The sequence below is a fragment of the Sulfuricurvum sp. genome (genome assembly GCF_028713855.1).
Lineage (GTDB): Bacteria > Campylobacterota > Campylobacteria > Campylobacterales > Sulfurimonadaceae > Sulfuricurvum.
In genome coordinates this window covers 218,135-244,054 of the sequence record NZ_JAQTNN010000003.1, presented here as the reverse complement: position 1 = coordinate 244,054, position 25,920 = coordinate 218,135, and the positions used below count along the sequence as shown (strand labels likewise).

Genomic DNA, 25,920 nt, shown 5'->3' with positions numbered 1-25,920 from the left:
CTTTTTCTCCCCGTTTGGGGAGTCTTTCCTACCTCTTTTTTATTTTACAATCCACGAATTTTCTACTAATAAGCTATTGTCGCTATAAATTCTTCCTACAAAAATATCACCTGCTTGATAGGTATTGACACCTTTAGGCGTTCCGCTCATAATAATATCGCCGTCTTCGAAACTCATAAAGCTCTTTATTTCTTCGATCATTTCCAACGGTTTGTAGATCATTAGCTCATGTGTAGCTTCTTGGACAAGGGTGCCGTTGATATACAATGTCATATGTAGCGATTCTAGCGGTACATCAAATGAGACAAAATCACCTAAGACGCACGAGCCGTCAAACCCTTTGGCTCGCTCCCACGGAAGTCCTTTGGATTTGAGATAATTTTGGAGTTCCGCTTTGGTGAGGTCGAGGCCGAATCCGATTCCCGCAATTTTAGCATCCATCATTAAAAAACAGATTTCCCCTTCGAAGCGGGTTTCGGGCGAGATAAAATGGAGCATATCGGTAATGGCAGAGTTGGGTTTGTTAAAGACTACCATGGAGGAAGGAATCTCATTATTGAGCTCATAGATATGTTCGACGTAGTTTCGTCCGATACAGATTACTTTGGAGGGGACGAGTGATTTGGAATTAAATTGGATGGCTTTCATGTCTTAGTTCTCTCCATAGTGGAATTTCATCTTCTTCCGGTCTTCCTAATAGTTCCAGAGAGGGAGTGTAATCTGCTTTATAGGCTAAGCTTTGGCACCCCTCGACATAATAGCCTAGATAGATCCATTTGAGGTTTAGACGCTTGGCAAATTCGATTTGTTGCAACAGTGTATAGCGTCCTAATGATTGGGTATAGTATTCGGGATCGTAGTAGCAATACAGCGCGCTGATCCCCTCTTCTAAAATATCGATCAGATCGACGGCGATCAGTTTGTTACCATCAAAATAAAGGACTTCATATCCGAAATCACCATGTCCTTGTACGAATGAGGCGTAATAGTTTTTAGGATCGCTTTTAGGGGCATCCCAGTCACGTGTGTGGTGTTTATAGCGGTGATACCGATCAAAAAGCGACAGGTGTTCCCGCGTGAGGGTAGGGTGGCGGATAACGGTGGTGAGCTGATCATTTTTACGCAATATTCGGCGTTCGGATTTACTGAACGAGTAGTTATTAACATCAATTTTAAGGCTTTCACACGCGCGGCATTCGGAGCAGATGGGACGAAAGTACATTGAGCCGAATCGTCTCCATCCTCGCAGGATCAATGCTTCGCACTGCTCTTTGGAACATTCTTGGATTACTTTGTAGTGGATGGTTTGGGAATTGCCCGAAATGTAGGAGCACGGCTCATGAAGCGCACACTCTTTGAGAATGGTGTTTTGGTTATTCGTCGTCATCTTTGCGGCTAAGGGAGATGAGTACACCTTCGATCATTTCATCGATGTCTCCATCGAGGATATTACTGATGTTCGAATAAGGGATTCCGGAACGGGTGTCTTTGACTTGTTGATACGGAGCGAGGACATACGATCGGATTTGGTGACCCCAGCCATTTTCGCTTTTTTCGATTCCATCAACGGCCGCTTGTTTTTTCTCCATTTCGAGTTCGTATAGGCGAGATTTTAACATTTTGAATGCGGTCGCTTTGTTTTTATGCTGTGAACGGTCATTCTGACACTGTACAACGATCCCTGATGGGATATGGGTGATACGGATTGCTGATTCGGTTTTGTTGACGTGCTGGCCACCTGCACCGGATGCACGGTAGGTATCGATACGGATATCGCGGTCTTCGATTTCGATATCAATATCATCATCGAGCTCGGGAGAGACCATGACGGAGGTGAAACTGGTATGGCGTTTCGCCGCAGAGTCGTATGGGCTGATACGCACTAGGCGGTGGATACCATTTTCATTTTTGAGGTAGCCGTATACATTGACCCCTTTGATAAGGAGTGCAGCATCTTTTATCCCGGCCTCATCACCGGATTGGTAATCGAGCATTTCAACGGTAAAGTCGTGTCGTTCTGCCCAGCGAGTATACATCCGTAATAACATGGAAGCCCAGTCTTGGGACTCGGTTCCCCCCGCTCCTGGATGGATAGTGATGATGGCATTGTGACTGTCGTGTTCCCCGGATAGGAGAACTTCAACTTCCATCGATTTGACATTGTTTTCCAAGGCTCCCGCATCAGCGAAGAGTGATTCAATCGTTTCTTCGTCCCCTTCGTCTTTTGCCATATCATACAAATCTACGGCATCACCGAGGATGTGGAAAGTTTTAGAGTATTTGGCAAGGCGACGTTCGAGTTGCGTTTTCTCTTTTTGCACGATGCCTGCATTGGCCGCATCGTTCCAAAACCCATCCGAGTTTTCGAGAGCTTCGATTTCGCCGAGACGCTTTGTAATATCCTGTGGACGGACAACATCGGTGACATTTTGCATCTTGATGGTCAAGGTTTTAAGTAATTCGGTATATTCGTAGTGATCCACGCATTTATTCCTGTGGTTATATTATAATTGCGATTATATTCTATAGAGGCTAAAAGCATGATTATCGCTCGCAGTGTATCGGAACTTCGTAAGGCATTAAATGCTAAAGAGGGAAATATTGGATTTGTTCCGACGATGGGAGCGCTTCATATCGGTCATCGAACTCTTATCGATGCGGCACGCAAAGAGAATGAAACGGTTGTTGTTTCGATCTTTGTTAACCCGACGCAGTTCTTGCCGGGAGAAGATTTGAGTAAATATCCCCGCAAAGAGGAAGCCGATTTTAAAATATGTGAACTAAGCGGCGTGGATGTACTCTTTTATCCTGCTGTGGCTGGAATGTACGGCGAAGATGAGGTACGTATGTGTGCTCCCGATAGTCGAGGGTTTATTCTTGAAGGAGCATCCCGTCCCGGTCATTTTGACGGAGTACTTACGGTCGTCATGAAGCTCTTCAATATGGTTCAACCGACTCGTGCTTATTTCGGAAAAAAAGATGCTCAGCAGCTAGCGCTTATTACCCAAATGGTGGAGAATTTTTTTATGAAAGTCGAGATCGTCCCGATGGAAACGGTGCGGGAGAAAGACGGATTGGCTCTTTCCAGCCGTAATGTGTATTTGAATGGGCCTCAACGCATCGAAGCGTTAAAACTTTCAACAGCCCTTAAAGAGGGTACTAAAATGGTAATGCAGGGGAATCTGAACAGCATTGAGATACAATCGGCAATGACAGAGATACTTAGACCTCTGGACGTGGAGTATGTCGCGATCGTCAACCGCCGGTTCCAGTCGATTGCGCAGGTGGTAATTGGCGATACAATTGTATTGGTTGCCGCGCGTGTCGGGACAACCCGTTTGATCGATAACGTATGGATGTAATATGAAAAATATTTTTGTTTTTGTTGTATTGCTATTACTGGTGGGCGGGTGTGCAACACCTAAAATCGGAGAAGATATTTTGATCGAACCGCAGGGAAATATACGGTTTGAAAATTCGGGCTCTGAACTCGTGATGGGAATTCTGACATTGTTGGGCGTAGGGGATGAAAATCAACCAATCCGATTGGGAAGTGATCTGAAAGTGATCAATAAATGGCATAGTAATTTGAAACTGGTCTCGCTCACCTATAGACTCGAAGATGAAAAAGAGGGGATAATCAAAGGGGAAGCCGCCATTGGTAAAAATAATCCTATCGTGATCGAATCAGGGAAAGAGAAAATGATCCCTTTAGTCTTCACAATCGATCCTAAAAGTTTAGATAGTAAACGCATGATGGGTATTATTCAATCCAAGCACAAACTTATTCTCAAAGGGGATGCTGTGATTGAGGTGTGGGGGATTCAACACCATTACCCGTTTGAAAAAGACTCAACGAAGCTGATCCAAAAAGCCCTTATTAAGGGTGGTGTACTGGGCTAATTTGTGCTGCTGCTGCGGCAGCGACAGGATCGACTTTAAGGAATTTTTCTTCGATCATCATATCGACAATCCCTTTGAATACCGGTACGGCGGTAATAGATGCAAAGTAAACGGTGCGTGGATTGTTTACCATAATACCGATCGTATAATTATGTTTGCCGTCGTTGGCAAAACCGATAAATGAGGTATGGTAACTGTTGACGTATCCGCCGTTTTTGGCGATGTGTGCCGTACCTGTTTTTCCTCCCACTTCGATCCCCGGTGTTTTAGCGGCGGTTCCTGTCCCCACATTGACGGTTTTAATCAAAATCTGTTTCATTTGTTGTGCGGTTGCGGCAGAGATGACTTGAATCGGAGTTTGAACCTGCATCGGAATGATCCGGCCGTTATCATCAACCAGAGAATCAACGACCATAGGATTGACCAACTTTCCTCCGTTATTAAAGACATTGAATGCTTTGACCAGCTGCATCGCATTGGCACGCATGCCGTAACCGTATGCCGTGATTGCTTTATAGAGATAATTATTCAACTGTGCCGATGAGGGGACGGATCCCCGTTTTTCATACGGAAGATCGACTCCGCTGAAGTGGGTAAATCCAAATCGTTTAAGTCCTTCGGTAAATTCGGCTCCGTTTAATTTTTGCGCTAACTGGGCAATTCCGATATTGGAAGAATAGACGATAACGTCTTCGGCACTGATCATATTGAATTTATGTTCATCGGTGATGGTTTTGCGCCCCATGGTATAGCGTCCGCCGTGGCCGTTGACCATATCATAAGGGTTGATAAGGTGCTGTTCGAGAAGTAAAGAAAAGATAACCGGTTTGATAACCGATCCCGGTTCGTAGCTGTACTCGATTGCATTGGTATTGAGGGAGGGGTAATCTTCTTTCGTGATATGGCTAGGATCAAAACGGTTTGAACTGGCCAAAGCAAGAATCTTTCCGCTCTTGGAATCCATTACGGTAGCGATGATTTCGTCGGCTTGAAGTTGTTCTTTGATCCGATCGGTGATGGCTTCGACACGTGCTTGCATGGCTATGGGGATATTGAGTTTAACAGTAAGACCGTTGATTTGGCGTTTAACGTCGCTTTGTTTGTTTAAAATTAGATAGCCGTTGACATCACGAAGTGCTTTTTGGGTTTTATTTTGCTGCGGGTTGAGCTCTTCATCGAAAAATTTTTCTAGCCCTTTGATCCCGTAAACACGAGTATATCCATCCTCTTCTATTTTTCGCGGATATCCTAACAACGGGGTCAGGAGCTTGCCGTAGGGGTACTCACGTGCTTCACCGCTCTCAATGATATTGAGCCCCTGGAGAATGCGATCTCCATCCGGTGTCTCGTATTCGATAAATACATGGAGACGACGTAATTCAAATGCGAGTGTTTTGAGGTACATGGCCTCTTTGGGGCTGATATGGTAGCTTAGTGTTACCGAGCCTTTACGGGTATGGAGCCGTTGGCGAATCTCTTCAGGGGAAATACCGCTGTAAATACCGAAAAGCTGAATGAAAAGTTCTTCTTTTCCCGGGTCAATATTACGGGTGTTGACAACCGCTTTATAGAGTTTTTGGGTTGTAGCGATATGAAAACCGTCGGCACTAATGATGGATCCACGTTGAGCTTTAGTATTTTCTTCAGAATAAATAGAGGGGATATCACGTTTGTGGATAGCGGTGTAGAGCATTACCGCCAAAAAAATGATGAAGCCGAACATCAAAACGAGAAAAAGTGCTAATATTTTTTTTGATTTATTGGAATGGCGCATACAGAAAGCTAAATCACATTTGCGTTCGAGTGATTTCTTTGTAGGCGTTTAGCGCCTTGTTCCGTACTTCAAGCATCAGTTTCATACTGATTTCGGCTTTGTCGATGGCAATCGCGGCTTGATGAAGGTCTTTGACAGAACCTGTCGCAATATCACTCATCGCTTTTTCCCCGTCTACTTGCATCTGGTTGACGTTCCCGAGGGCGTTTTTAAGTTCTTGGGCAAAGTCGGTACTGCTTCCTTCAACCGTATTAGTGCTTTTATTAGAGAGTAAATCGGCGGTAGAAAGCGATTTTAGCGAGTGTATATTAGTCATAATTGTTTGTCCTTATTTAGTTCTGTAAAATACTGATTGCACTGCCGGCCATGTTTTTAGCACTTTCAAATGCGGCTACGTTTGCTTGATATGAACGTGTGGCTTCGACTAAATCGGCCATTTCAATGACAGGATTAATATTTGGATAGGCAACATACCCTTTTGAGTCGGCATCGGGGTGAGACGGGTCGTATTTCATTTTCGGGGCTGTATCGTCACGGGTGATTTTATCGACCACGACGCTCATGATCGCCGGATTTGGTTTAAGCCCTGCTAACCCTTCTTTAAGGGGATCGCTGTAACTGAGTGCTGAGGTTTGCTGTTCCAATGCTTTATTATAAACACTGTTAAAGTCGATCGCTTTAAAGACAACCTCTTGACGGCGATAAGGCCCACCTTCATCGGTACGTGTTGTTTGGGCATTCGCGATGTTGGAGCTTATGGTGTTGACACGGACACGCTGAGCGGAAAGTCCGTATCCACTGATATCAAAGCTGTCTAAAAATGCCATGAGTTATCCTTAAGATGTTTTTCCAGAAGCGTCAATGACACTTTTGAAAATAGCGGAATCTTTTTTGAGCGCGGCGGTGAGGGCATTGAACATTGTCGAGTTTTTTGCCATTTCTGTCGTCTCTACATCCAAATCGACACTGTTTCCATCATTGCGAGCCATGTGGCCATCACGGAAGAAAGTAGTCGGTTTGCTATCGTTTGCACTTCCAGCCCCATCCAAATGAGCGCCATTAGTTCGGCTCATCGTAAGCGTTTGAGATTTATCCGCAAAGATCGAAGCACTTTTTTGTGACAATACTTCCTCAAAACGGACATCTCTCGGTCGAAAGAAAGGGGTATCGGCATTGGCAATATTTCCGGCAATCATATCTTGACGTGCCGCTCGATAATCCATAGCACTTTGCATCAAATCATGCGCTCGTGAAATATTGATCCCCACTTTTTCCCCTTTCTTTATGATGTTTGCATACTAAAGCAAAAAACATTCCACTCGTTCTTTATCGAACTCTTTTCCAAAGAACGATATACTATGCCAAATTATACATCAACTATTAAAATTTTCTGCCTCGAAAGAGGCTAGCTTTAGTGCCCAAGCGGCTAGCGTAGCTATTTCGGGACGTGTTCCGAAATAGCGTTTTAAATAAGTAGTAATATGCCTGATAAAAAATTATTTCTCTTAACAACCGCACTCATTACGATAGGAATAATCTGTTCGTATACACTTTCAGCGTATACGGTTATTTTATTTGAATACAACGATTTTCACTTTGTCGGGCGTGAACTGACGGTGGCCATAATTTCTATCCTATTGATGTGGGGTTTAGCTCAACTCGATCCTGATGTATGGCTCCATCGGCTAGGATTATGGTTGTTTTTCGGCGGAATCGTTTTGATGCTGGTCATGCCTTTTCTCCCTGCATCCTTGGTGAGTGAAGTGGGCGGAGCGAAACGGTGGATTAAACTGTTCGGATTTTCACTCGCTCCGGTGGAGTATTTCAAAATCGGATTTGTCTACTTTTTGGCGTGGAGTTTTTCCCGTAAACTGGGACACCATGGGAATATGGGAGTGATGGAAGAGTTTAAACGCTTTTTTCCTTATGCAGCCATTTTTGTATTGGTAATGTTTTTGATCGCATTTTTACAAAATGACTTGGGGCAGGTTGTTGTATTGGCATTGACATTGGCCTTTATGCTATTTTTCGCGGGGAGTAGTTTTCGCTTCTTTATGACTCTTATCGGAGGTTCTGTCTCCTTTTTCCTCTTTTTTATTTTGACGTCTGAACATCGTATCAATCGTATTTTATCGTGGTGGGCGACAGCGCAAAGCACCGTTTTAGCCTTTTTCCCAGAATCGATTGCAAAACATCTACGGATTGATAACGGTGAAGAAGCGTATCAAATCGGCCATTCGCTCAATGCAATTCATAACGGGGGAGTTTTTGGAACCGGATTGGGAGGAGGAACGTTTAAACTTGGCTTTTTAAGTGAGGTGCATACCGACTTCGTTTTGGCAGGTATTGCGGAGGAATTTGGATTTATCGGAGTTTTCGCAGTTGTCTTTCTCTTTATTATGCTGCTTCATCGTCTATTTAAGATTGCCAACCGTTCTCATAATGACACTGCCTATTTGTTCAGTTTGGGTGTGGGATTACTTATTACGTTTGCGTTTATGGTCAATGCTTACGGTATCAGCGGTTTAACGCCGATCAAAGGGATTTCGGTACCGTTTTTAAGTTACGGAGGATCGACGATGATGGCTTCAGCCATCGGAATCGGGATGGTCTTGATGCTGTCTAAAAAAATAGAGTATAAATCGGGTGATAAAAAATGAATATTATCTTTACCGGCGGCGGAACGGGGGGACATCTCGTAATTGCCCTTTCTCTAGCTGAAACTGCACGTGCACGCGGTCATCGGGTTGTCTTTATCGGGTCAATGTCGGGGCAGGATCACCAATGGTTTGGCGAAAGCTCCCTGTTTGAAAAAGCTTATTTTTTAGATACGACTGGTGTCGTTAATAAAAAAGGGTTGGGCAAACTCGGTGCTTTGTGGAAAGTATTTAAAGCGCTTCTACGTTCACGTGCGTTGATACGGGAATTTCATGCCGATGCCGTAGTGAGTGTCGGGGGATTTTCGGCAGCACCTGCGGCACTGGCAGCGGTAATATCGCGTATTCCACTTTATATTCACGAACAAAATGCAATAACGGGTAAACTCAATCAGCTCCTTCGTCCTTACGCACAAGGTTTTTTCAGTTCTTATGAAGAGGGGGAATTTCATTGCGACTATCCTGTTAATGAGCGGTATTTTCAAAGCTCTCGTATCCGTGGTGATGTTAAAACCGTGATTTTTTTAGGGGGATCACAAGGGGCGAAGTTTATTAATGATTTAGCCCTTGAGATTGCGCCATGGTTACGCGAAAAAGGGATACATATTATCCATCAGTGCGGCGTCAAAGAAGAAGAGAGGGTAAAATTAGCGTATCGTGAACTAAATATCGGTGCTGAAGTGTACGGATTCACAACACAGATTACGGAACTCATCGAACGAAGCGATTTTGCGGTGAGCCGTTCGGGCGCCAGTACGTTATGGGAACTTTGTGCCGCTCGCGTTCCGGCCTTTTTCATCCCGTTTCCTCATGCGGCGGCGGATCATCAATATTATAATGCGCGCTACGTTGTTGAACACAATGTTGGGTGGTGTGAACGTCAGAGCGAGGGAATAGCCGATAAGCTCAAAGAAGCGATTTCGAGTGAGATTGGATCCAAAAGCGAAGCACTCTCCAATCTTATTGCCCCAAGCGGTGCGGAGCATATTATTCAAAAGATCGAAAAGAGCGTTTAAATATTTGTAATTTTATGAATTATCCATAATCCAAATGCGAGGATAATGGTACTCACAATGGCAACGGTGATGGTTCCGGTTTCGAGTTCCATATTTTATCCTGCAATGTCGACCATCGACCACATCGGCAAAAAGATCCCCAACGCCAGTACCAGAACAAATCCGGCAATGGCGGCGATCAAAATCGGCTCAATCATGGTTGCGACGTTATCAACGATATAATCATAACGGCTATTATACACTCGATTCACTTTGCCCAGCATCGCTCCGAGTGATCCGCTGCTCTCTCCGGCTTTGATCATTTGCATTACCATCCCCTCGAATTGACCGCTCTCGGTAAATCCCTGAGCTAATGAGCGACCATCTTCGATTGCTGTGGGGATTTTTCGGAGTTCTTGTTTAATGTAGCTATTTTCAACAACACCCATTGCAATTTCCAGTGCATCAATCATTGGAATCCCTGCTTCAGTGAGGACGTTGAACAGATAAATAAAACGTCCGATCATTGCATAATAGGTTACTTTACCGACAATGAAGATTTTGAGCAAATATTGGTCTGTTTTTAGTCTGAGTACTGGATTTCGGCGATACGCAAAACTAAAGGAAACAGAGAGGATAATCGCACCACCTAGGATATAGGGGCCATAGATACGAATAGCGTGTTCCGTCCACAGCAGGAGTTTGGTGGGGAAGGGGAGTTCCATCCCCGATTGTTCAAAAAAAGATTGAAATTGGGGAACAACAAACGTGATGACGACCGTGAACGCGATACTCATGGCAATCAAAATAAAGAGGGGATATCGGGTGGCTTTTTTGAGCTTTTGGCGGTTATCGAAAATTTGCTGTAAGATCGCGGAAAGTTTGGCAATCGCGGTGCTAAGGGTTCCCGTCTGTTCACCGAGTTCAAACATAGAGAGCGATAAGGTTCCCAGTTGGCGTTGATAGTTGACGACGGCTCGGCTGAGGCTGAGACCGCTTTCGATATCACGCAGCACCTCTGTAAAAATAGCTCGTATCATAGGGTCTTCCGTATCCGTGATACTTTCAGCCATACAGGTATTGATTGGCATTCCTGCATCGAGCATCGTGGAGAGCTGATCCAAAAAGGCGATATAGGGTTCATCTTTGACGCGTCGATTTTGAATCGGATTGGTGAATTGTTTTTTAAAACGGTCAACTTTCATGGAAAAAGGTTGAGATACTTCTTTAACTTCAACGGGCACGCCGAGTGACTTTTCTCGAAACTTTTTGAGTGCTTCGGCTTTATGGGCTGCTTCAAAAATGGTAGAGTGTTTATGCTTACCTTGTTTGTAGCGTACCCGAAAAAATTTCACTTACATTTCCTTGGTGACACGAAGAACTTCATCAAGGGTAGTAATCCCCCCCAATACTTTACTGAGTCCGTCGATAATCATCGGTTCAAACCCTTCATTTTCCTGTGCAAATCGTGCAATTTCGTATTTAGAAGACTCATCAGAAATCATTTTGGCGATGGTTTCATTCACCATAAGAATCTCAGAGATCAAAATTCGTCCCGAATAGCCGGTATTGTTGCATTTGGAACACCCTTTCCCCGCATAAAACTTGGAATCTTCACTCACCCATCGCTCAATGCGGCGAAGCAGATTTTTGTGAGGTTTAACTTCACTTTTGCATTCGGAACAAATTTTACGCACCAATCGCTGTGCTACGATACCGACCAATGAATCGGCGATGAGATAGGGTTGGAGCCCCATTTGTACCATCCGTCCGATAGCACTGGGGGCATCGTTAGTATGAAGCGTCGAGAACACCAAGTGACCGGTCAGTGAAGCTTGCGCCGCAGAATTAAGGGTTTCAAAATCACGAATCTCCCCTACGAGGATAATATCTGGATCTTGGCGTAAAAAGGATTTCAAGGCCTCGAGAAAGCTGAATCCTACTCTCTCATTGACTTGTACCTGTTGTACCAGAGGAAGCTGATACTCGATAGGGTCTTCGATGGTAAGCACTTTGTTTTCAATACTTTTGACTTCATTCAGTGCAGCATAAAGGGTTGTTGTTTTACCACTTCCGGTAGGTCCTGTAATGAGGACAATTCCAAACGGCGCATGAATGATTTCATTGAATTTTTCTAAATTTTTACCGTCAAAACCGAGTTCATGAAGTTTGAGAAGGATCTTCTGCTGATCGAGGATACGCATAACAATGGATTCGCCGAACAAGGTCGGTGTCGTTGAGAGACGAAAATCGTATTTCCCCCCTGCAACATCGAGACTAAACCGACCGTCTTGGGCTTTACGACGTTCAGAAATATCCAGATTTCCCAACAATTTGATCCTGGAAGAGAGGGCAGTGTAGATATCCAGATCAAAGACAAAGGTCTCCTGTAAAATGCCGTCTACCCGTACACGTACGGACATGGAGCGGAGTTCAGGTTCGATATGAATGTCACTTGCACGTCGTAAAACAGCGTCTTTGATCATGAGGGTGATGAGTTGCATAACGGAACTGGCATCTCCATCAGCCCCTTTGGAACCTTCGTTATTAATCTCTTTTTTAACCTCGGCAGCGATACTTTGAGTCTTTTTAATAATTTCAAGACGTTGAAAAATATGGGCAATATCTTCACTGAGCGAGAGGTAGACTTTGATCGGTTTGGTTGCGATATTACGTTCCAACGCTTCTAATGCATCGAAGTTGAGAGGGTCAGAAGTGGCGATATAGACGTAATCTTCATCTTCTTTAAACGGAATCGCTTTGGCAGCCGTGAGTAAAGTAATGGAGAATTTGGAGAGAGATTGAAAATCAATCTTTTCACCAAAGAGGTCAACAAAATCGATTTTCAGCTGTTTGGAAAGGAGCAATGCCATCTCTTTATGGGAGATTAGCCCCTCTTCGACAAGTACTTCTCCGAGTTTTTTAGTAAATCCCGAATTTTTTTGTTGAGCCAGTGCATATTCAAGTTGATCGTAGGTTATAAGTCCCTCGGAAATGAGCAAATCTCCTAATCGTACTTGTTGTCGGATCATCCTCTTCTCCTTAGTTGGTGCTGTTTAATTTCCACGTTCGCAACAGTTCGGAAGCGGCTTTGGAATCTTTATAATTGAGGTAAAGCTCTAAAACGCCGATGGCTTCACTTTTACGTCCTTGTGCGTAATACGATTTGGCATACAAAAGCCACGCCTCTTCCGCTTCACGGTTTAGCTGATTGGCTTTTTTGGCCCAGATAGCGGCTTCTATAAAATTTTCTTTTGCATAAAAATCACGGGCGGCGGCGAGAGCTGTCTCGTATTTCGGATTGTTTTGGTACGCATCGACGGGAGTGGAGGCATTTTGAGTATTGACTTCGAATAAACGGTTGCTCTTAGGTGCCTGTACTGCAACCGTCGTAATCGTAGGTACTTTGTCTACGGTTGATGGAGGAGTTTCCGGGGCAAGTACCGAGGGTTTTACACCCGGTGTGATTACTGAGGGATCAGGTGAAACCTTAGTCGGTGTTGTTTTAGGTGCTGTAACAGGGGTAGCGGCTGAGGGAGTAATCTTCCGGTTGATTTCCGATGCTGCCGGTGCGGGAGCTTGTGCTGCTACTTCCGGTATTTTTTCGAGTACTGCGGGGGTTGAAGCGGAATTAATCCACATTTGAAATCCGGCAATGCCTGCAATCACAAACAATAAAGTCCCTACGATCATAAAGGAAAGGCGTAGTATTCGGCGCTGGCGAGCCTTTTCACAGCGCATTACGAGTTGATCAAAATTATCAATCATGGAGTAGCTCCGCATTCATAGCCGCCATTGTGATAGTACACGAAGAGGGACGAAGGTATTTGGCTTTATTATGGGCATTAGTATAGTGAAGGAGGTGGAAAAGATGGTAAAAGATCTTTTTGAAATTACGAAAATTTCCTTCACTTAATCGGTGGGCTTTGGCAATGAGTTTCGGGGTTATCTCATCAATAATTTCAGAGAATCCCATTCGAATAAGTTCAGAATGGATGTAGTTTTTGGCTTCAATTGTAGTAAGGGGAAAAAGCTCGATAACGCGATGAGGTCGACTTTTAAAATGAGGTGCGCGCAAAATTGCTTCCCCCTCGCTTCGGTGCATGGCGATAATAAACCAAAATGCTTTGGAATCGCTCAAAATACGGATGAACTCGCGCATCTCGGTACTAAGTAGCTGTGCTTCGTCGATCATAATGAGATGATCAGTGGCACCATAAAGCTGCGTAGCTTCCATTCGAAGCTGTTCCATGTCACTTCCGTTGACATTGACCCCTTTATGGGTCAGAAGTTTTTTAAGCAGATCAATCGGGGTGAGAAACGGGGTTTCGATGAGGATGATATCGCGTTTTTCTCTCCAAATGGTATGGAGATGATTGAGTAAAAAGCTTTTTCCGCTTCCAGGTTCGCCGATAAGAAAAATAAGCTGTCGAAAGGCACCATTCAAAAGAGTCTGGATTTTTTCGATTGCTCCGAGAGCACTTTGAACTTCAAAATACTCGTCGCTGTTGCGCCGTTCTTCAAATCTGTCTGCCGCTTCAAGCCATTTGGACATAATCAGTTAAACCGTTTTAAAATGGCGTCATCGATAGAGGGGAAGACGTCTTGTTTAATAAGGGTTGGGGTAATCAGGATAAAGAGCTCACTTTTACGTGTTGACGCCCGTGATCCGTGGAATAATCGCCCAAGTAAAGGAATGTCCCCAAGCACCGGGACTTTGTTATCATAGTTGTAGGTTTTTTTCTCAATCAAACCGCCGATAAGGACTTTTTGAGCATCTTTTACTTTGACAATGGAGGTCATCTGTTTAACGCGAGTATCAGGGGGCATCGTACGGTTAGCGCTGCTGACTTCGCTTGAGCCCACAACGGTTGATGCATTGAGATCTTCACCGAGTAATTCACTGGTGACCGGGTTGATCCGCATGACGATATAACCATCTTCGGTCACTTCCGGAATGATGTTCAGGGTGAGCCCGACAAAGACCGATCCTAGGGTATTGGTTGTAGTGGCTGCCGTTTGGGTATTGGAGGAAGCGATAGAGCCGTTTTGGTAGAGATAACTGAGTTGTTTCCCGACATTGATAACTGCGGGCTGATTGCTCAGTGTCAGGATTTTTGGGTTGGAAAGGATTTCAACATCCCCGTATCGGCTGAGAAAATCGATTAGCCCCAGCGGGTCAAAATTGACCCCGAAAGAGTAAACCGGATGGGCAATACCCATATTGTTATAACTGTTGGCGTAATTGCCTTTGAGGGATAGACTGAAATCACTCCAGTTGATACCGGTGGTATTGTAATCGTTGTAGGTGAGTTCGATGAGGTGCGCTTCAATCATCACCTGTGCATGCATGCGAGATTCGAGTTTCGTCAGATACTGTTGGACAGCATCGATTTGACGTTTGTTTCCGGTGATGGTGACGACGGCGGCATCACGGTTGACCAGCGTTTTGTTGATCGTATCGTTGTACTCTTCATCGACTTGCAGGATTTGTTGGATGTGCTCACGCATTTGATCCCAGAAAGTAAATGTGGAGACAGCATGGACATTGGTGTAGTCGGTATTTGAACCACTGCTTGAACCGCTGCTTGAACCGCTTGAGCCTCCGGAAGAGCTATTGCCATAAGATGAACTACTACCACTTGAACTGCTACCGTTTGAACCACTGTTTGAAGCTACCCCAGTATTGGCTCCCGGACCGACGGTGATTGATTTACTCGATTCGGTGATGAGTTGAGACATATTGATGTAATCGATATTCAGATTGACAGTTTTATTGTAAGAGACGCGAACAATGCCTTTAGCTTCATCGTAGTCATAAAAAAGGTTATGATCATCAAATATAAAAGTAAAAAGTTCCGCAACGGTATAGTCTTGGATGTTTACCATATCAAGAGGCTGTGAAAGACGTTCTTTGGCCTTCTGATCTTCGAAAACAACACTGATATGGCACGTTTGAGCGACATCACGGACAAGATCCATCAGGGTTAGTGCCGAACCGCGATTCTGATAAGCGCTTAGGCTGAAGCGTTTGTTTTCACACTCTTTCGCTTGGAGGAGAGAAAAAAGAAGTAAGAGCGACAAAATTATTGTTTTCATGGAGTATCCTTTATACCGAGTACATGGCGGTTGGAACCGACACTGATCATGCTTAGGCGATTGCCTTCTTTGAGACCGACGAAATTATTTTGAATATAAGCAACTTCTTGATTATTAACCCGATCGCCGACACGATACCATGCGCCGTTAATGAATGCTTTGTTATTCATAACAGCAGTTACGGTCGTAGGGACAAAAGTCGGTACAGCCGCCATCATCGGCGGCGGGGGAAGGAGTCCGTTGAGCACTGCGGATTTTGGTTTAGAGGTTTTTCGAAACGGATCGTACATTTGGGCGTGCAACAGATGCGATAGCGTTAAACATAATAGAATCCATACGGGGAGTTTTTTCATAGACCGACCCCCATATAGAGGATAATAGCTTCAAAACGGGGTTTTTCTTCATCAGAGCGAATTTGGACGCTTTTGACTTCCACTAACGTGTTTTGCCCTTCGATAAACGCTAAGAAATCGGCGATAGCAGGGAAACTTCCTGTTCCGGTAATCGTTAATTGTTTAAATTGTTTGACTTTGCCAAAGAAGATTTTATCGGTATCTTCCGATTGCATGAGTTCTATTTTAAGCCCAAGTCTGACGGAACGCTCTAAGAGCAGGTCAAGCATTGCGGCATAATGGCGATTATCAAAAATAAGCCCTGACGATGCAGCCATTTGGACTAAAAGAACTTGTTTCTCATTTTCGAGCGATGCGGTGTGTACTTCTTCTTTGATCAGAGCATTCGCACTTTGATTTATTTTTGCTCGATATGCGTCAGGCGAATTGTCGGAAATTTGTGTTACAAGGGCGCTGTTTTGTTCTTCTAAGCTATTAAGCTCATCCAGTGCATCCGAAAGATAAAACATCCATCCCATTACTAAAATCCCGACAGCGCTCCCGATATAAATAAGCCAACGCTGTTTGGGCTGATACGCTAAAAGCTGTTCGTCGAGGTTGTCGAGCTGTACGTCTAAATCGTTCATCGCGTCACCTTTACGAGGCTGTTGTACGTGGTATTGTTATTATCGAGTCTAATCTCATGGGTCTCAACGTTTTGATACCCGCGTGCATAGAGGCCACTCATAAGTTTGGCGATATCGTCACGCTTACGGTAGTCGGAAACAACGAGAAGGCTCATCTCTTTGGATCCGTTTTGCTCCATCAGCATTGCGCCCAATCGGTAGTGTCCCAGCTCAGAGGTGGTGTCGAGGAGAAACTGTTGGCGTGCGGCATGCATATCATGGATTAAAGCGGCTGTCTCTTCAGCTGTGTGATAGAGAGCGATCTCTTCTTGGATTGCTTTGCTTTTAGTCTGCTGTTCATGAAGTCGGGCATTGTTTTGTTTGAGCGTCGCGGAGAGTTGGGAGGTCTCTTTTTTAAGGGTTTCGAGGCGAGCCGTGAGCTCATTTTGACGGGTCTCTTCAGAGCTAATCATCCATCCGATATACAGTGATGAAAGTAAGACGATAAGCAGTGCCCCACCGATAAGCCCTAAAAACTTGCCGCTTTCTCTGTTATACCATGGAGCTTTGCGCGGATAGGGGGAAAGATTGAGCGTTTTTTCCTTGGGAGTGAGAAAATAGTCGCTGCATAAAACGTCATGCAGATCTGCGGGAGAACATTCTTCACGTTTGAGAGCGGAAACCTGAATATCATTAACACCGTAGGCATTAAAAATACTCTCCAATCCCGGAATGCTTTCCCCTTCGAAATCGAGATAACAGTTATCGACGCCGCTGAGACCGAATAATCCCCGTTTATGATTGATGGTGTGGACGATTCGCTCGATATTTTTGGCAATACGCTCTTGAAGCAGGATGTATTTGTTGAGTTCTTCGGGAGAGTAGTTTTCTTCGATGAGCCCTTTGGAATGGAGGAAACTTTTAAGTTTCGGTAAATCCAGCCCTGTTTCAACTGCAATCGAGGCAAGTGTTTCGATACTGCGATGGGCAATATAACGCCCCTCTTGGTAAATCGCGGCATACGCTTCTTCATCTCCCCAATAGATAAAGAGATCGTTTTTGGCACTGAGAACAGGGTAGAGGGAGTGATAAATCATAAACCCCGGTGTGATTTGATCAATGGCGCCGCATTTGGAGAGGGAATCTGCGAAATACTCGTTTGCTTTGGTATGGGAGAGGGCAAACACTTCGACCAAGATGCTTTCATCGGCTGCAATCCGATGGCGTATAAAATCGATCGTGTACTCTTCGTCGCTGTTTAGGTTCCCCTCTTCGAACATCCGAATTTCAACTTGGATACGAAGTTCATCATCGCTTAGACGATCGGAAAGTTTAATGGTGTGGGTATTGAGAAGTGAGAGAGGGACGATCGCACCCGATGGCAGCTCTTTGAATTCGCGTGAAGAGCCTTCACTCAGTACGCCTGCTTGGTACGTACGGATACGGTCGTGTTCGATGAAAAGTATTTTTTGGTTTTCCATTGCCCTGCTTGCCGCGATTTATTGATACTCTATATCGGTAAAATTAAAAAATCAAATTAGTTACTGCAGGGGATTATAGCATATCCCGTTCCACTAAAAAGGCGAATAGTGCTATTTTTATCACCATTTTTAAATAATATGTTTAGTTCAGATTGCATGAGTGTGTTTAATGTTACCGAATTACCCGTGTGTGGTCGACCTGTTCCGTCAAAACAGACGGTGGTTACATTCGGGGTCAGGGTAATAGTCGATTTAATCTCATGTTTCGGAGCTTCGTTATCAGAGAGTGCGGCTTGGGTGAGGGTGACGCATCCTGATGGATCGAGTGCATCGTATCCCAATGCACGGTAGCGTGCCTCTTTTAGTTTTAGTAAGGTGTATTGGGCATCCTGACGGGTGTAATCGGGACGGCTCATGTAAAATCCGATGCCGCTGAGGACACCGATAAGGACAATGACAAAGATCAGTTCGATGAGTGTGAAACCGTTTCTCATGGGCGTTGCAGGCTCCTTCGTTCCAGTCGGATCGGATGGAGGATTTTGGTGTTGGTACTATTGGAGGTGACGATGACAGTCATATCAATCATACCGTTGGACTCTTCTGTTTGGATGGTTTCACTTAATCCTGCCGTAGCGCATGACGTGCCATCAGAAAGATAGTATTTGTTGATGGTAATATTTGCTTGAAATTTTGAGTCAGGAGAGGTGATATTGACTGCAGAAAGGCAATCAGTACCTCCCACACCTCGAGAGTGTCCGCTGATCTTTAACAGTGCTGCTTCAGTAGCGCTTTGTAAAAAGAGTTCGGCTTGCTCGCGGGTATAGCTGTCGGCGTAATGTTTGGCTCCCAGTGACGCGTAGCGCATCGTGACGGTAACAATCCCTCCAATAAAGAGGATGATGAGAAGCACTTGAGGCAGACCAAACGCGTGACGCATCAGAACACCACCTTTTGTTTGGATAGTCTCACGGGATTACCGCCGCGCACCGTACGGTTGGTATCGATGGCGAGACGGATCGTCCCGTTGATCGTTTGGGCGCGGAATGCGTTGACATTGGTAGCAAGAACACTGACGTTTCCATCACAAAAGCTTTGATTTTTCCATGGACGATAATTATAAAAGAGCAAGAGCGTATCGTTATTGTATGCGGATGTTTTGGCGCAGGAAGATACATCCTCTTTACGGGTTACGGCATAGGCAGAATCAACAAGGTTGTATTTTTCATAAATGACATCCGGAAGGGTTCCGCTTAAGGTGATGGTGTTGACTGCACTGGCAGTAATATTATAGTCATTTCGGATACCCTCATCAAAAGAGCCTGAAAAAATCAGAACCATATCCGACAAGGCAAATGAGCCTCCCCATTTATCTTGTTCGGTTGCAAGGACAGCCGCTAAATCGGTATTGGGAGATGAGAGAGTCGGTTTTGAGGAGGCATTCATATCTACAAAACCGCTGTAATTATTTGCCAGATAGCTTTCAGACGCCAATCCATACCATTCGATAATTTTTTTATCAACCGTTTCACTGAGGGGTGAATAAGGACGTAAATCTGTTTCATTAAAGCCGACAACCGATATCGGGGCGCGGTTGTACAGAAGGATACTGATTTGATCGAGTGCCGTTTGGGAATCAATGGAGAGGACGCTGAGGATTTTGGCTTTCTCAGAGCGCAGGGTAATCGCTTCGAATGCTTTGAACATACCGACGGAGAGAATTCCCGTAATGGCAACGGTAATGATGATCTCGATGAGGGTAAAGGCGCGGCGCATCATCAGTTCCAATTCCGTGAGTTGATTTGAACGTGTCCTATGTTGTAAGAAGTGTAGTTTAAATCAGTGATGCAGTTTTTTTTGCTTGGATCGTATAATTTGTTGGCGCTGTTATAGCCTACTTTCACTTCAACGGTTTTTGTATTTGTGGTTCCAGCTGCCGTGCCTAAACCGTTATCAGGAGAATAGATTACGGTTGTTCCGATATTGTATTTAGGTGTATTGTCGCATCCACCGGTAACTACCGTAATATTGCCATCAAAATCATCAATATCGTTGGAGGGGGTATCTACTTTAAAATTAGCGGGGAGAGTGGCACTGTATGTTCCTGTTCCGATACAGTTGCGTCCACCCACAAATCCGCCGATGCGGTAGCCGCTGGTCGTGTTACAATCATACCCTGCATCGCCGGCATTGACGGTCAGGATTTGAGGATTTTGAGTATTATTGTTATCCCACGGAAGATTTAGGATCATCCCTATCTGCGCCATGGCGTTGTACATCGCCTCTTCTTTGATCGTTGTTTGAGTGCTTTGATTCATTGACATGACTAATCTTGGAATGACAGTAAAGACGATTCCGATGATCACCATCGACAATATCAGCTCAATCAGGGTTAGACCATTTCTCATCGAAAGATTTTTACCCCTTTATTGGTGATATTTTTAGCCGGTGCCATCTGGAAATCACTTCCTTTAAAGGTGCCGCTGTTCACTCCGTTGACTCCGGTAGAAGCATCGGTATAGTCATATTTAAAACATGGATGTTGAGTACATGTACCTGAGTAGAGATAACCGTAGTTCGAAGAATACCATAGCCACTTGCTAATGTCCAAATGGACGGTTTGATCGGTTGTAGAGGTAATTGTCACGATTTGTACACCTTCTTGAGGTGCGGCGGAAACATTTACATTGCTGTTCACGGTTCCCGAGCTAAAACCTCCCTGCATGACGTTTCCCTGATTGGCGGCGTCGTGATTGAGGTTACGATACCAGTGAAGAACATTTTGAGGCATACCGTTGACAAAGCCACTGGCGGTGGTGCTGTAGACTTCAAATTCTACAGGAACATCAACAGGTGAAATATTGGTAGCAATATCGTATGCACGGACACGGCCATAGATAAATTGAGCTGTCCCCAGCGGTGTGCCTGTCCCCGTAGCATCTGGATCGGTAGCTGTGGCTGAAGTAACGGTAAAATTGAACGGGTTTAGAGGTTTCGTCTCGTTTCGATCAAAATTAAGGTCTATATTAGGGGCTACGGAACCACTGTTAAATAATCCGCTATTGAAGGTTAATATCCACGGATTGCTTTTGATAACATTGGAATTTACGCCACTTAACGCTTCAGAATAGAGAATTTTGGTGAGAGGATCAGGAACATCAGAGTGTGGAAGTGTAACTGTCGTATCTTTAGAATAACATCCGGCGGTATAGTTTTGGGTGGTGGCATTTTCGTCATTTTCAGCCGTGATGATGAGGCCGAGTTGTGCAGACATATTGAGATCATTTGAGAGGTAGGTAAATCCTCCACCGAAATCTGAAAGGGTTGCATTGACGTCAAAATGATCCGGTGTAATGCTCAATGAGAGATTGTTTTCAATGTTACATCCAAGTAGCCCCTGAGTGTTCATTATGGTGGTGTTGCTATCAACGATACAATCATTGCTTTGGTCTATAGCCGTCCATGTTGTATCTTTTGTATTGAGGTAAATTGTTCCAACATCGGTTGCTTTTGCTGTTGATGAATTACTGTCGTTTTGAAAGATAAGTGAGAGTGGCTCAGTTGGACTTATACTTGATTTTAAAAATCCGCTTGATACAGGACAGTTTGGATTTGGTGCTTGAAGTCCCGTCGTCACATTTGCTGTTCCATGGTATCCGGTTCCGCTATTGTTTGCAGAGATTTGTAAAGTAAAATTAGCAGCTTTGGCTGATGTTGTCGGTGAGGTAATACTAAATGAAGGTGGGCGAATGGCGAAGCTATCGCTAGAGCAGTTGAATTCACTGGCATTGGTTTCAAGCATAAATTTAATATTGGAATAGGCTTTGGTGATGTTTAGATTAGGAATAGTAATGACTCTGCTGGTTTCGTTGATATCATATGCTCCGTTTGAAAGGAGTGTGAATAATTTTGGAGTAACAGCGTTACATGAGGTGGCTAAGGCATCGATAGCATAAATATTCTTGATTTTTCGTGAGGGAATAGTGCCGCTATCAGCACAGGCCACGGTTACATTCACGTCAAAAGGTTGATTTGTAATACGGGTTTGAAGTCGATAAGAAGGAGATAGACTTGCATTGTAACTGTGGTAAGGTTCGTATTTGAATGAGGTACAGTCGGTGGCTAGTGCCCCTTGCTCAACACGGATATTATCAATCCAGCTCCCGTATCCGTCATCGGAAGTTGAAGGTTCTTCAAAAGAGATTTTATCCGTTCCGGCAGTTCCGGTGACTTGTATTTGCGCGGTTTGCCATCCGGCAGTATTTCCTTCTACTTGCGTCATTGCAACGTCGTTCCATTTGGCGATTATGAAATCGCTATGGGAAGTGTCCCGTTTTCGGTAATCAAACGAAATGATGTAGTTTGTTCCTGCAGCTGTATTGAGCGTTTGCCATATTTTGTCAACCTGACCTCCATTACCGTCGATTTCAGTAAAGATAGTACCGTTGCTAGCTGCCGGAGAAGTAGTGTTTTCCCATGTTTCTAATGAGTAAGCCACATCCCATCCACATAAGCCGCTACGTGAATTTACGGTACCGCCTGCTACATTCCCGAATGCAGTCAGGATATTTGAATTACAAAGTGTTTCAAAACTTGGATTGGCGATAAGATTGCCTCCGGTTGGTATACAACAGCATGAGGCTGTACGTGCTGTGCCGTCGTAATTATTGCCCATACTTTCATTATTTTCGATTGCGGATATTTGCGCGGAAGATAATGCGTTAGGAAAAATTTTAACTTCATCAACATACCCATTGAGATAATTATTACCGGAGCCTCTTCTTGCGACATAAAGGGGCGAAGTTCCATTGGTAGTGCTTCCACTGAATCCGCTTGTTGATTCGGCAACCACTGCTCCATTAACATAAACTCTCTCGAAAACTCCTTTTTTCAGAACGCCGGTGATGTGGTACCAGGTATTCAAAGATAGGCTTCCACCTGAAATTTCCATATAACTGCTTCCACTGCTTTGCCATACAGAAAATCCGGCTTTATGATCTTGGTAAACATATAGAGCATATTCCCAGTTGTTGTTATCACCTTTGGCAACAATCGGGATTCTCCCCTGAAGGGCAGATGTTGGATAGGAATTGAGTTTTACCCATGCACTAATCGTTATTTCTCCATTTGTTCCTGTATGAGGGCTTAGTAAATCAGAGTCAGGGATAATGATGGCATCCGTATTACTGGCACTGTTATTAAAGTTACCGGCATGGTCGATAATGCCATTAAGAGAAGTTTGTGCACTCCCCTGAGCAGTACCATGTAGATTGTTACCGCTGATGTCTTTGACCTCTGCGTTTGTGCCGTTCCAAGTACATTCATCGAAATGATAATCGGCTATAAGAACAGTAGTAGAGGTTAATGGACAATAACTGAGTGCATTGGTATCAGTGTAATCAGGTGTTACAGCTATCCCGGAAGTATTTCCCCAAAAGTTTCCGTTAAATTGAGAATTTCCGGAATTAGAGACGTTTGCATTGTGGGTAAGGTTATTCATAAAACAGTTATTGGAGATTTTGGAACTGAAAGTGGGATTATTGAGTAAACGAAGTCCCTGATTCGTTGTCGCATTTCTAATAATGTTGCGTTGTATGATCGAAGCACTGCCGCCGCCGTCAATGTATACACCGTAACTGTTCGCACTGTTTCCGGTAATGTTATTGTCGGTAAAGGTAAAGGTATTGCTCCCTACATTGCTAAATTTCATAACTGTATCGGTTGTACTGGATGCATTGGTGTTTTGTACGCTAAACGCTCCGGCGCTGTCTCCTTGGAGTGCTATCATTTGAGCCGCAAGGGTGTTGGAAGCCCAGGTACTTACCCCGAGTGAAAATGTTCCGTTCGGGATATAGATTGCCCGTGCGACTGAACTGTTGGCATTGATATCGGTCATGGTGACTTTTTGACTTGATACAACTTGAATAGCATTGTCTCCGCTTTGTACAGTGATTTGAGAAAGAGAAGATGCGGTATTGATATTCCAACCGTATATGCCGTAATTTCCGCCGTTACTTCCGGCAGTGATGTTGAGATTGGTAAGGGCAAAGCTGTTTGCTCCGTCCATTTTAATACCGGATTGATCAGAAGTGATCGTGATATTTTTTAAAATCGGCGTTGTCGAACTGTTTTGCAATTTGATCGCTTCATTGCTGCCGTTTGTATAACTGATGACGAGGTTGTCAAGTGTCAGATTGGCGGCATTGTCTGCGAGAACGGCACGTGAATTGGAAACATTTTGAACTATAGAGAGATTTTTGATACCCACATTAGATTTATTGACGGTAAAGGCGTTGCTGTTGCTCCCTTTGACGATAACGTCTGTTGCAATACCGGAGTTGGACGTGATATTGATATCATTGACGTTGACGGCAACATTTTCCGTATAGGTACCCTTACAGATCCGGAGTGTATCTCCTGAATGTGCCATATTTAGCGCAGATGAGATAGTTGTAAACGATGCAGTGGGACATTCAGCTTTATCATCATCGACGAGTAAATTATAGACTTGAAACTGTGCGGTTGTACCGGCTCCGTCATCATCAAGCCCATCCGATGCGGCAGAGACGTTTACGGTATAAAAATTGGCGATAGAGGGCGCTGAAAATTTTAGCGATAGCATACTGGTAGTATTAGCAGCTAATGCGCCGCTTGTCAGATTACAATCCAGTGCATTGGAATTTTGTGCACAGCTCCAATTTGCTCCTCCGCTGGTAATTTGCTGAAAGGTCATTCCACTCGGAAGCGAAAGCGAAAGAACCGTATTGGGAGCAGAATCGGGTCCTTTATTGGAGACGTTTACATCCATAGTAAGTGATCCTGACTCTATGACGGTTGAAGGTTGTACTAAAGCGTTGACGCTGAGATTAGCGTCGTTGACGACACGGCTGAGATCAAACGAACGGCTGAATACGGCGATTGAAGCGGGTGCTGCCGGATGGTTGCGGGTTGATAAACCGTAATCAGGAGATGCACTAGTTGCCCACTTTTGACCTGAAACTTTTCCTGAACCTTTGGCTCGTTTACTGTCGATAAGTAAACCTATTTTACGACTGGTTTCGGCACATTTACGAAACCAACCACCATAGGAGGCATTATTGATCGCTTTGGAAGCAATAAAAAGATAGCCGGAGGTAGGAAAAGCATTATTGATTGATACGCTTTGGCAGGTTTGATCGTATCCTCCAAAAACATTTCCACTTAAAAAGGTTTGATAATAAACGGGATTTGTCCCTGTATCGGTGGCGGTAAAACTTCCGAATTTATTACTTTCAATAACAAAGTATCCTACTTTCTCGCCTTGAGTTATCGATAAACCAGTTTCAATAATATGGCTTTTATCTAATGCGATTTGAGCCGAAGAGGAGGTGATGTTGTTGACAGTTTCGGTAACCCATGGAAGGGAGATGGCATTATTGGTCGTTCCTCTGCCTGTAGGGGTGTTTCCGGCAGGTAATTCATTATTTAAGGTCTGTAATTGGGTAATAACCGAAGGGGGTTGGCTGTAGGCATGATTAAATGTGAGTGTAGTCCAACTGTTGGATATCCGATCATCGTTGACGACATTGGAAATGGTTTTGATACCGGCTTCGACTTTGGTACCATCAGGTAGGCGGTATACTCCCTGAGGAATTGCGACATAATAAGCCGGAACACTGACGTGAGGGCCGTCTTCAAAAATTGTTTCCATGACTTTAGCACAAAATTGTGTTGTGGTCACGTTGGTAAGTTTTATAATGGCATTGTTATTTCCGCTGTCATCCATCATTACATAAACAACGGGAGGAACGGCATAGGTTTGGCGGAAACTTTTACATGTAGCGGCATTTTCTGAATTATCGATGGTGACAGAGCCACTCTCTAAACTAAGAGTTGCGGCACGGAGAAGATTAAAAGCAAACAGAAGGGTAAAAAAAATAATTTTTAGATACATTCACTCCCCTTTCTCCAAACTGATATTATTATAATACAAATTGACTCAATAATACAGATAAAAGCCCTTTTTGCTATAATCACGCCACTCATTCGCCCTCAGCAAGAGCAATACCCTATAGGG

At 44.2% G+C, this 25,920-nt stretch carries 24 protein-coding genes; 4 read left to right on the top strand and 20 right to left on the bottom strand.

Going from position 1 to position 25,920, the window contains the following annotated elements; all coding sequences use genetic code 11:
- Positions 1–39 precede the first annotated feature (39 nt).
- Genes PHI47_RS04690 through prfB form a run of 3 tightly spaced genes read right to left on the bottom strand, consistent with a single transcriptional unit; the run spans position 40 to position 2,483 of the window.
- Positions 40–648 (bottom strand): fumarylacetoacetate hydrolase family protein, encoded by a 609-nt coding sequence (locus PHI47_RS04690; RefSeq protein WP_299934279.1) that lies wholly within the window; start codon positions 646–648, stop codon positions 40–42.
- Positions 629–1,387, bottom strand: coding sequence for an arginyltransferase (locus PHI47_RS04685; RefSeq protein ID WP_299934277.1), 759 nt, complete (start codon positions 1,385–1,387; stop codon positions 629–631). The genes PHI47_RS04690 and PHI47_RS04685 overlap by 20 nt, the downstream gene beginning before the upstream one ends.
- Complete coding sequence (prfB, locus tag PHI47_RS04680; protein ID WP_299934275.1) at positions 1,374–2,483, bottom strand: peptide chain release factor 2; 1,110 nt, start codon at positions 2,481–2,483, stop codon at positions 1,374–1,376. The genes PHI47_RS04685 and prfB overlap by 14 nt, the downstream gene beginning before the upstream one ends.
- A gap of 57 nt (positions 2,484–2,540) precedes the next feature.
- Here prfB and panC point away from each other — a divergent pair, with 57 nt between their 5' ends.
- Complete coding sequence (panC, locus tag PHI47_RS04675) at positions 2,541–3,362, top strand: pantoate--beta-alanine ligase (protein ID WP_299934273.1); 822 nt, start codon at positions 2,541–2,543, stop codon at positions 3,360–3,362.
- A gap of 1 nt (position 3,363) precedes the next feature.
- Positions 3,364–3,903 carry a hypothetical protein gene (locus PHI47_RS04670; RefSeq protein ID WP_299934271.1) on the top strand — a complete coding sequence of 180 codons (540 nt, stop codon included), beginning with the start codon at positions 3,364–3,366 and terminating at the stop codon, positions 3,901–3,903.
- On the opposite strand, the gene PHI47_RS04665 is transcribed toward PHI47_RS04670, so the two are convergent.
- The 4 genes from PHI47_RS04665 to flgB are packed head-to-tail and all read right to left on the bottom strand — an operon-like array spanning position 3,881 to position 6,945.
- A complete protein-coding gene (locus PHI47_RS04665) occupies positions 3,881–5,677 on the bottom strand; it encodes a penicillin-binding protein 2 (protein WP_299934269.1) in 1,797 nt (598 codons plus the stop codon). The genes PHI47_RS04670 and PHI47_RS04665 overlap by 23 nt on opposite strands.
- 13 nt (positions 5,678–5,690) lie before the next feature.
- Entirely contained in the window at positions 5,691–5,993 is a 303-nt protein-coding gene (gene fliE / locus PHI47_RS04660) for a flagellar hook-basal body complex protein FliE (protein ID WP_299934267.1), read from the bottom strand.
- Between the two features lie 16 nt (positions 5,994–6,009).
- Positions 6,010–6,504 carry a flagellar basal body rod protein FlgC gene (gene flgC / locus PHI47_RS04655; protein WP_299934265.1) on the bottom strand — a complete coding sequence of 165 codons (495 nt, stop codon included), beginning with the start codon at positions 6,502–6,504 and terminating at the stop codon, positions 6,010–6,012.
- A 9-nt stretch (positions 6,505–6,513) separates the two neighbouring features.
- Positions 6,514–6,945, bottom strand: coding sequence for a flagellar basal body rod protein FlgB (gene flgB, locus PHI47_RS04650; RefSeq protein ID WP_299934263.1), 432 nt, complete (start codon positions 6,943–6,945; stop codon positions 6,514–6,516).
- Positions 6,946–7,158: 213 nt separating this feature from the next.
- Here flgB and PHI47_RS04645 point away from each other — a divergent pair, with 213 nt between their 5' ends.
- Positions 7,159–8,337: an FtsW/RodA/SpoVE family cell cycle protein gene (locus PHI47_RS04645; RefSeq protein WP_299934261.1), complete on the top strand. Its 1,179-nt coding sequence runs from the start codon at positions 7,159–7,161 to the stop codon at positions 8,335–8,337.
- The gene (gene murG / locus PHI47_RS04640; protein ID WP_299934259.1) at positions 8,334–9,350 is read left to right on the top strand and encodes an undecaprenyldiphospho-muramoylpentapeptide beta-N-acetylglucosaminyltransferase; all 1,017 of its coding nucleotides are present in this window, start codon (positions 8,334–8,336) and stop codon (positions 9,348–9,350) included. The genes PHI47_RS04645 and murG overlap by 4 nt, the downstream gene beginning before the upstream one ends.
- 95 nt (positions 9,351–9,445) lie before the next feature.
- On the opposite strand, the gene PHI47_RS04635 is transcribed toward murG, so the two are convergent.
- Genes PHI47_RS04635 through PHI47_RS04575 form a run of 13 tightly spaced genes read right to left on the bottom strand, consistent with a single transcriptional unit; the run spans position 9,446 to position 25,797 of the window.
- Positions 9,446–10,684, bottom strand: coding sequence for a type II secretion system F family protein (locus PHI47_RS04635; protein ID WP_299934257.1), 1,239 nt, complete (start codon positions 10,682–10,684; stop codon positions 9,446–9,448).
- Entirely contained in the window at positions 10,685–12,361 is a 1,677-nt protein-coding gene (locus PHI47_RS04630; protein ID WP_299934255.1) for a GspE/PulE family protein, read from the bottom strand.
- 10 nt (positions 12,362–12,371) lie between these two features.
- Entirely contained in the window at positions 12,372–13,097 is a 726-nt protein-coding gene (locus PHI47_RS04625; RefSeq protein WP_299934253.1) for a hypothetical protein, read from the bottom strand.
- Positions 13,090–13,884, bottom strand: a complete 795-nt coding sequence (locus PHI47_RS04620) for an ATP-binding protein (RefSeq protein ID WP_299934251.1) — start codon at positions 13,882–13,884, stop codon at positions 13,090–13,092. Before PHI47_RS04620 ends, PHI47_RS04625 begins: the two co-directional genes overlap by 8 nt.
- A 2-nt stretch (positions 13,885–13,886) precedes the next feature.
- Positions 13,887–15,428: a hypothetical protein gene (locus tag PHI47_RS04615; protein WP_299934249.1), complete on the bottom strand. Its 1,542-nt coding sequence runs from the start codon at positions 15,426–15,428 to the stop codon at positions 13,887–13,889.
- Positions 15,425–15,781, bottom strand: a complete 357-nt coding sequence (locus tag PHI47_RS04610) for a hypothetical protein (protein ID WP_299934247.1) — start codon at positions 15,779–15,781, stop codon at positions 15,425–15,427. Before PHI47_RS04610 ends, PHI47_RS04615 begins: the two co-directional genes overlap by 4 nt.
- Complete coding sequence (locus tag PHI47_RS04605; protein WP_299934245.1) at positions 15,778–16,407, bottom strand: hypothetical protein; 630 nt, start codon at positions 16,405–16,407, stop codon at positions 15,778–15,780. The genes PHI47_RS04610 and PHI47_RS04605 overlap by 4 nt, the downstream gene beginning before the upstream one ends.
- Complete coding sequence (locus PHI47_RS04600) at positions 16,404–17,867, bottom strand: hypothetical protein (protein ID WP_299934243.1); 1,464 nt, start codon at positions 17,865–17,867, stop codon at positions 16,404–16,406. Before PHI47_RS04600 ends, PHI47_RS04605 begins: the two co-directional genes overlap by 4 nt.
- A 56-nt stretch (positions 17,868–17,923) precedes the next feature.
- Positions 17,924–18,361: a type IV pilin protein gene (locus PHI47_RS04595; protein ID WP_299934242.1), complete on the bottom strand. Its 438-nt coding sequence runs from the start codon at positions 18,359–18,361 to the stop codon at positions 17,924–17,926.
- Entirely contained in the window at positions 18,358–18,804 is a 447-nt protein-coding gene (locus PHI47_RS04590) for a hypothetical protein (protein WP_299934241.1), read from the bottom strand. The genes PHI47_RS04595 and PHI47_RS04590 overlap by 4 nt, the downstream gene beginning before the upstream one ends.
- Complete coding sequence (locus tag PHI47_RS04585) at positions 18,804–19,643, bottom strand: type II secretion system protein (protein WP_299934240.1); 840 nt, start codon at positions 19,641–19,643, stop codon at positions 18,804–18,806. Before PHI47_RS04585 ends, PHI47_RS04590 begins: the two co-directional genes overlap by 1 nt.
- Positions 19,643–20,272 (bottom strand): type II secretion system protein, encoded by a 630-nt coding sequence (locus PHI47_RS04580; RefSeq protein ID WP_299934239.1) that lies wholly within the window; start codon positions 20,270–20,272, stop codon positions 19,643–19,645. The genes PHI47_RS04585 and PHI47_RS04580 overlap by 1 nt, the downstream gene beginning before the upstream one ends.
- Complete coding sequence (locus PHI47_RS04575; RefSeq protein ID WP_299934237.1) at positions 20,269–25,797, bottom strand: LamG-like jellyroll fold domain-containing protein; 5,529 nt, start codon at positions 25,795–25,797, stop codon at positions 20,269–20,271. The genes PHI47_RS04580 and PHI47_RS04575 overlap by 4 nt, the downstream gene beginning before the upstream one ends.
- Between the last annotated feature and the right edge of the window lie 123 nt (positions 25,798–25,920).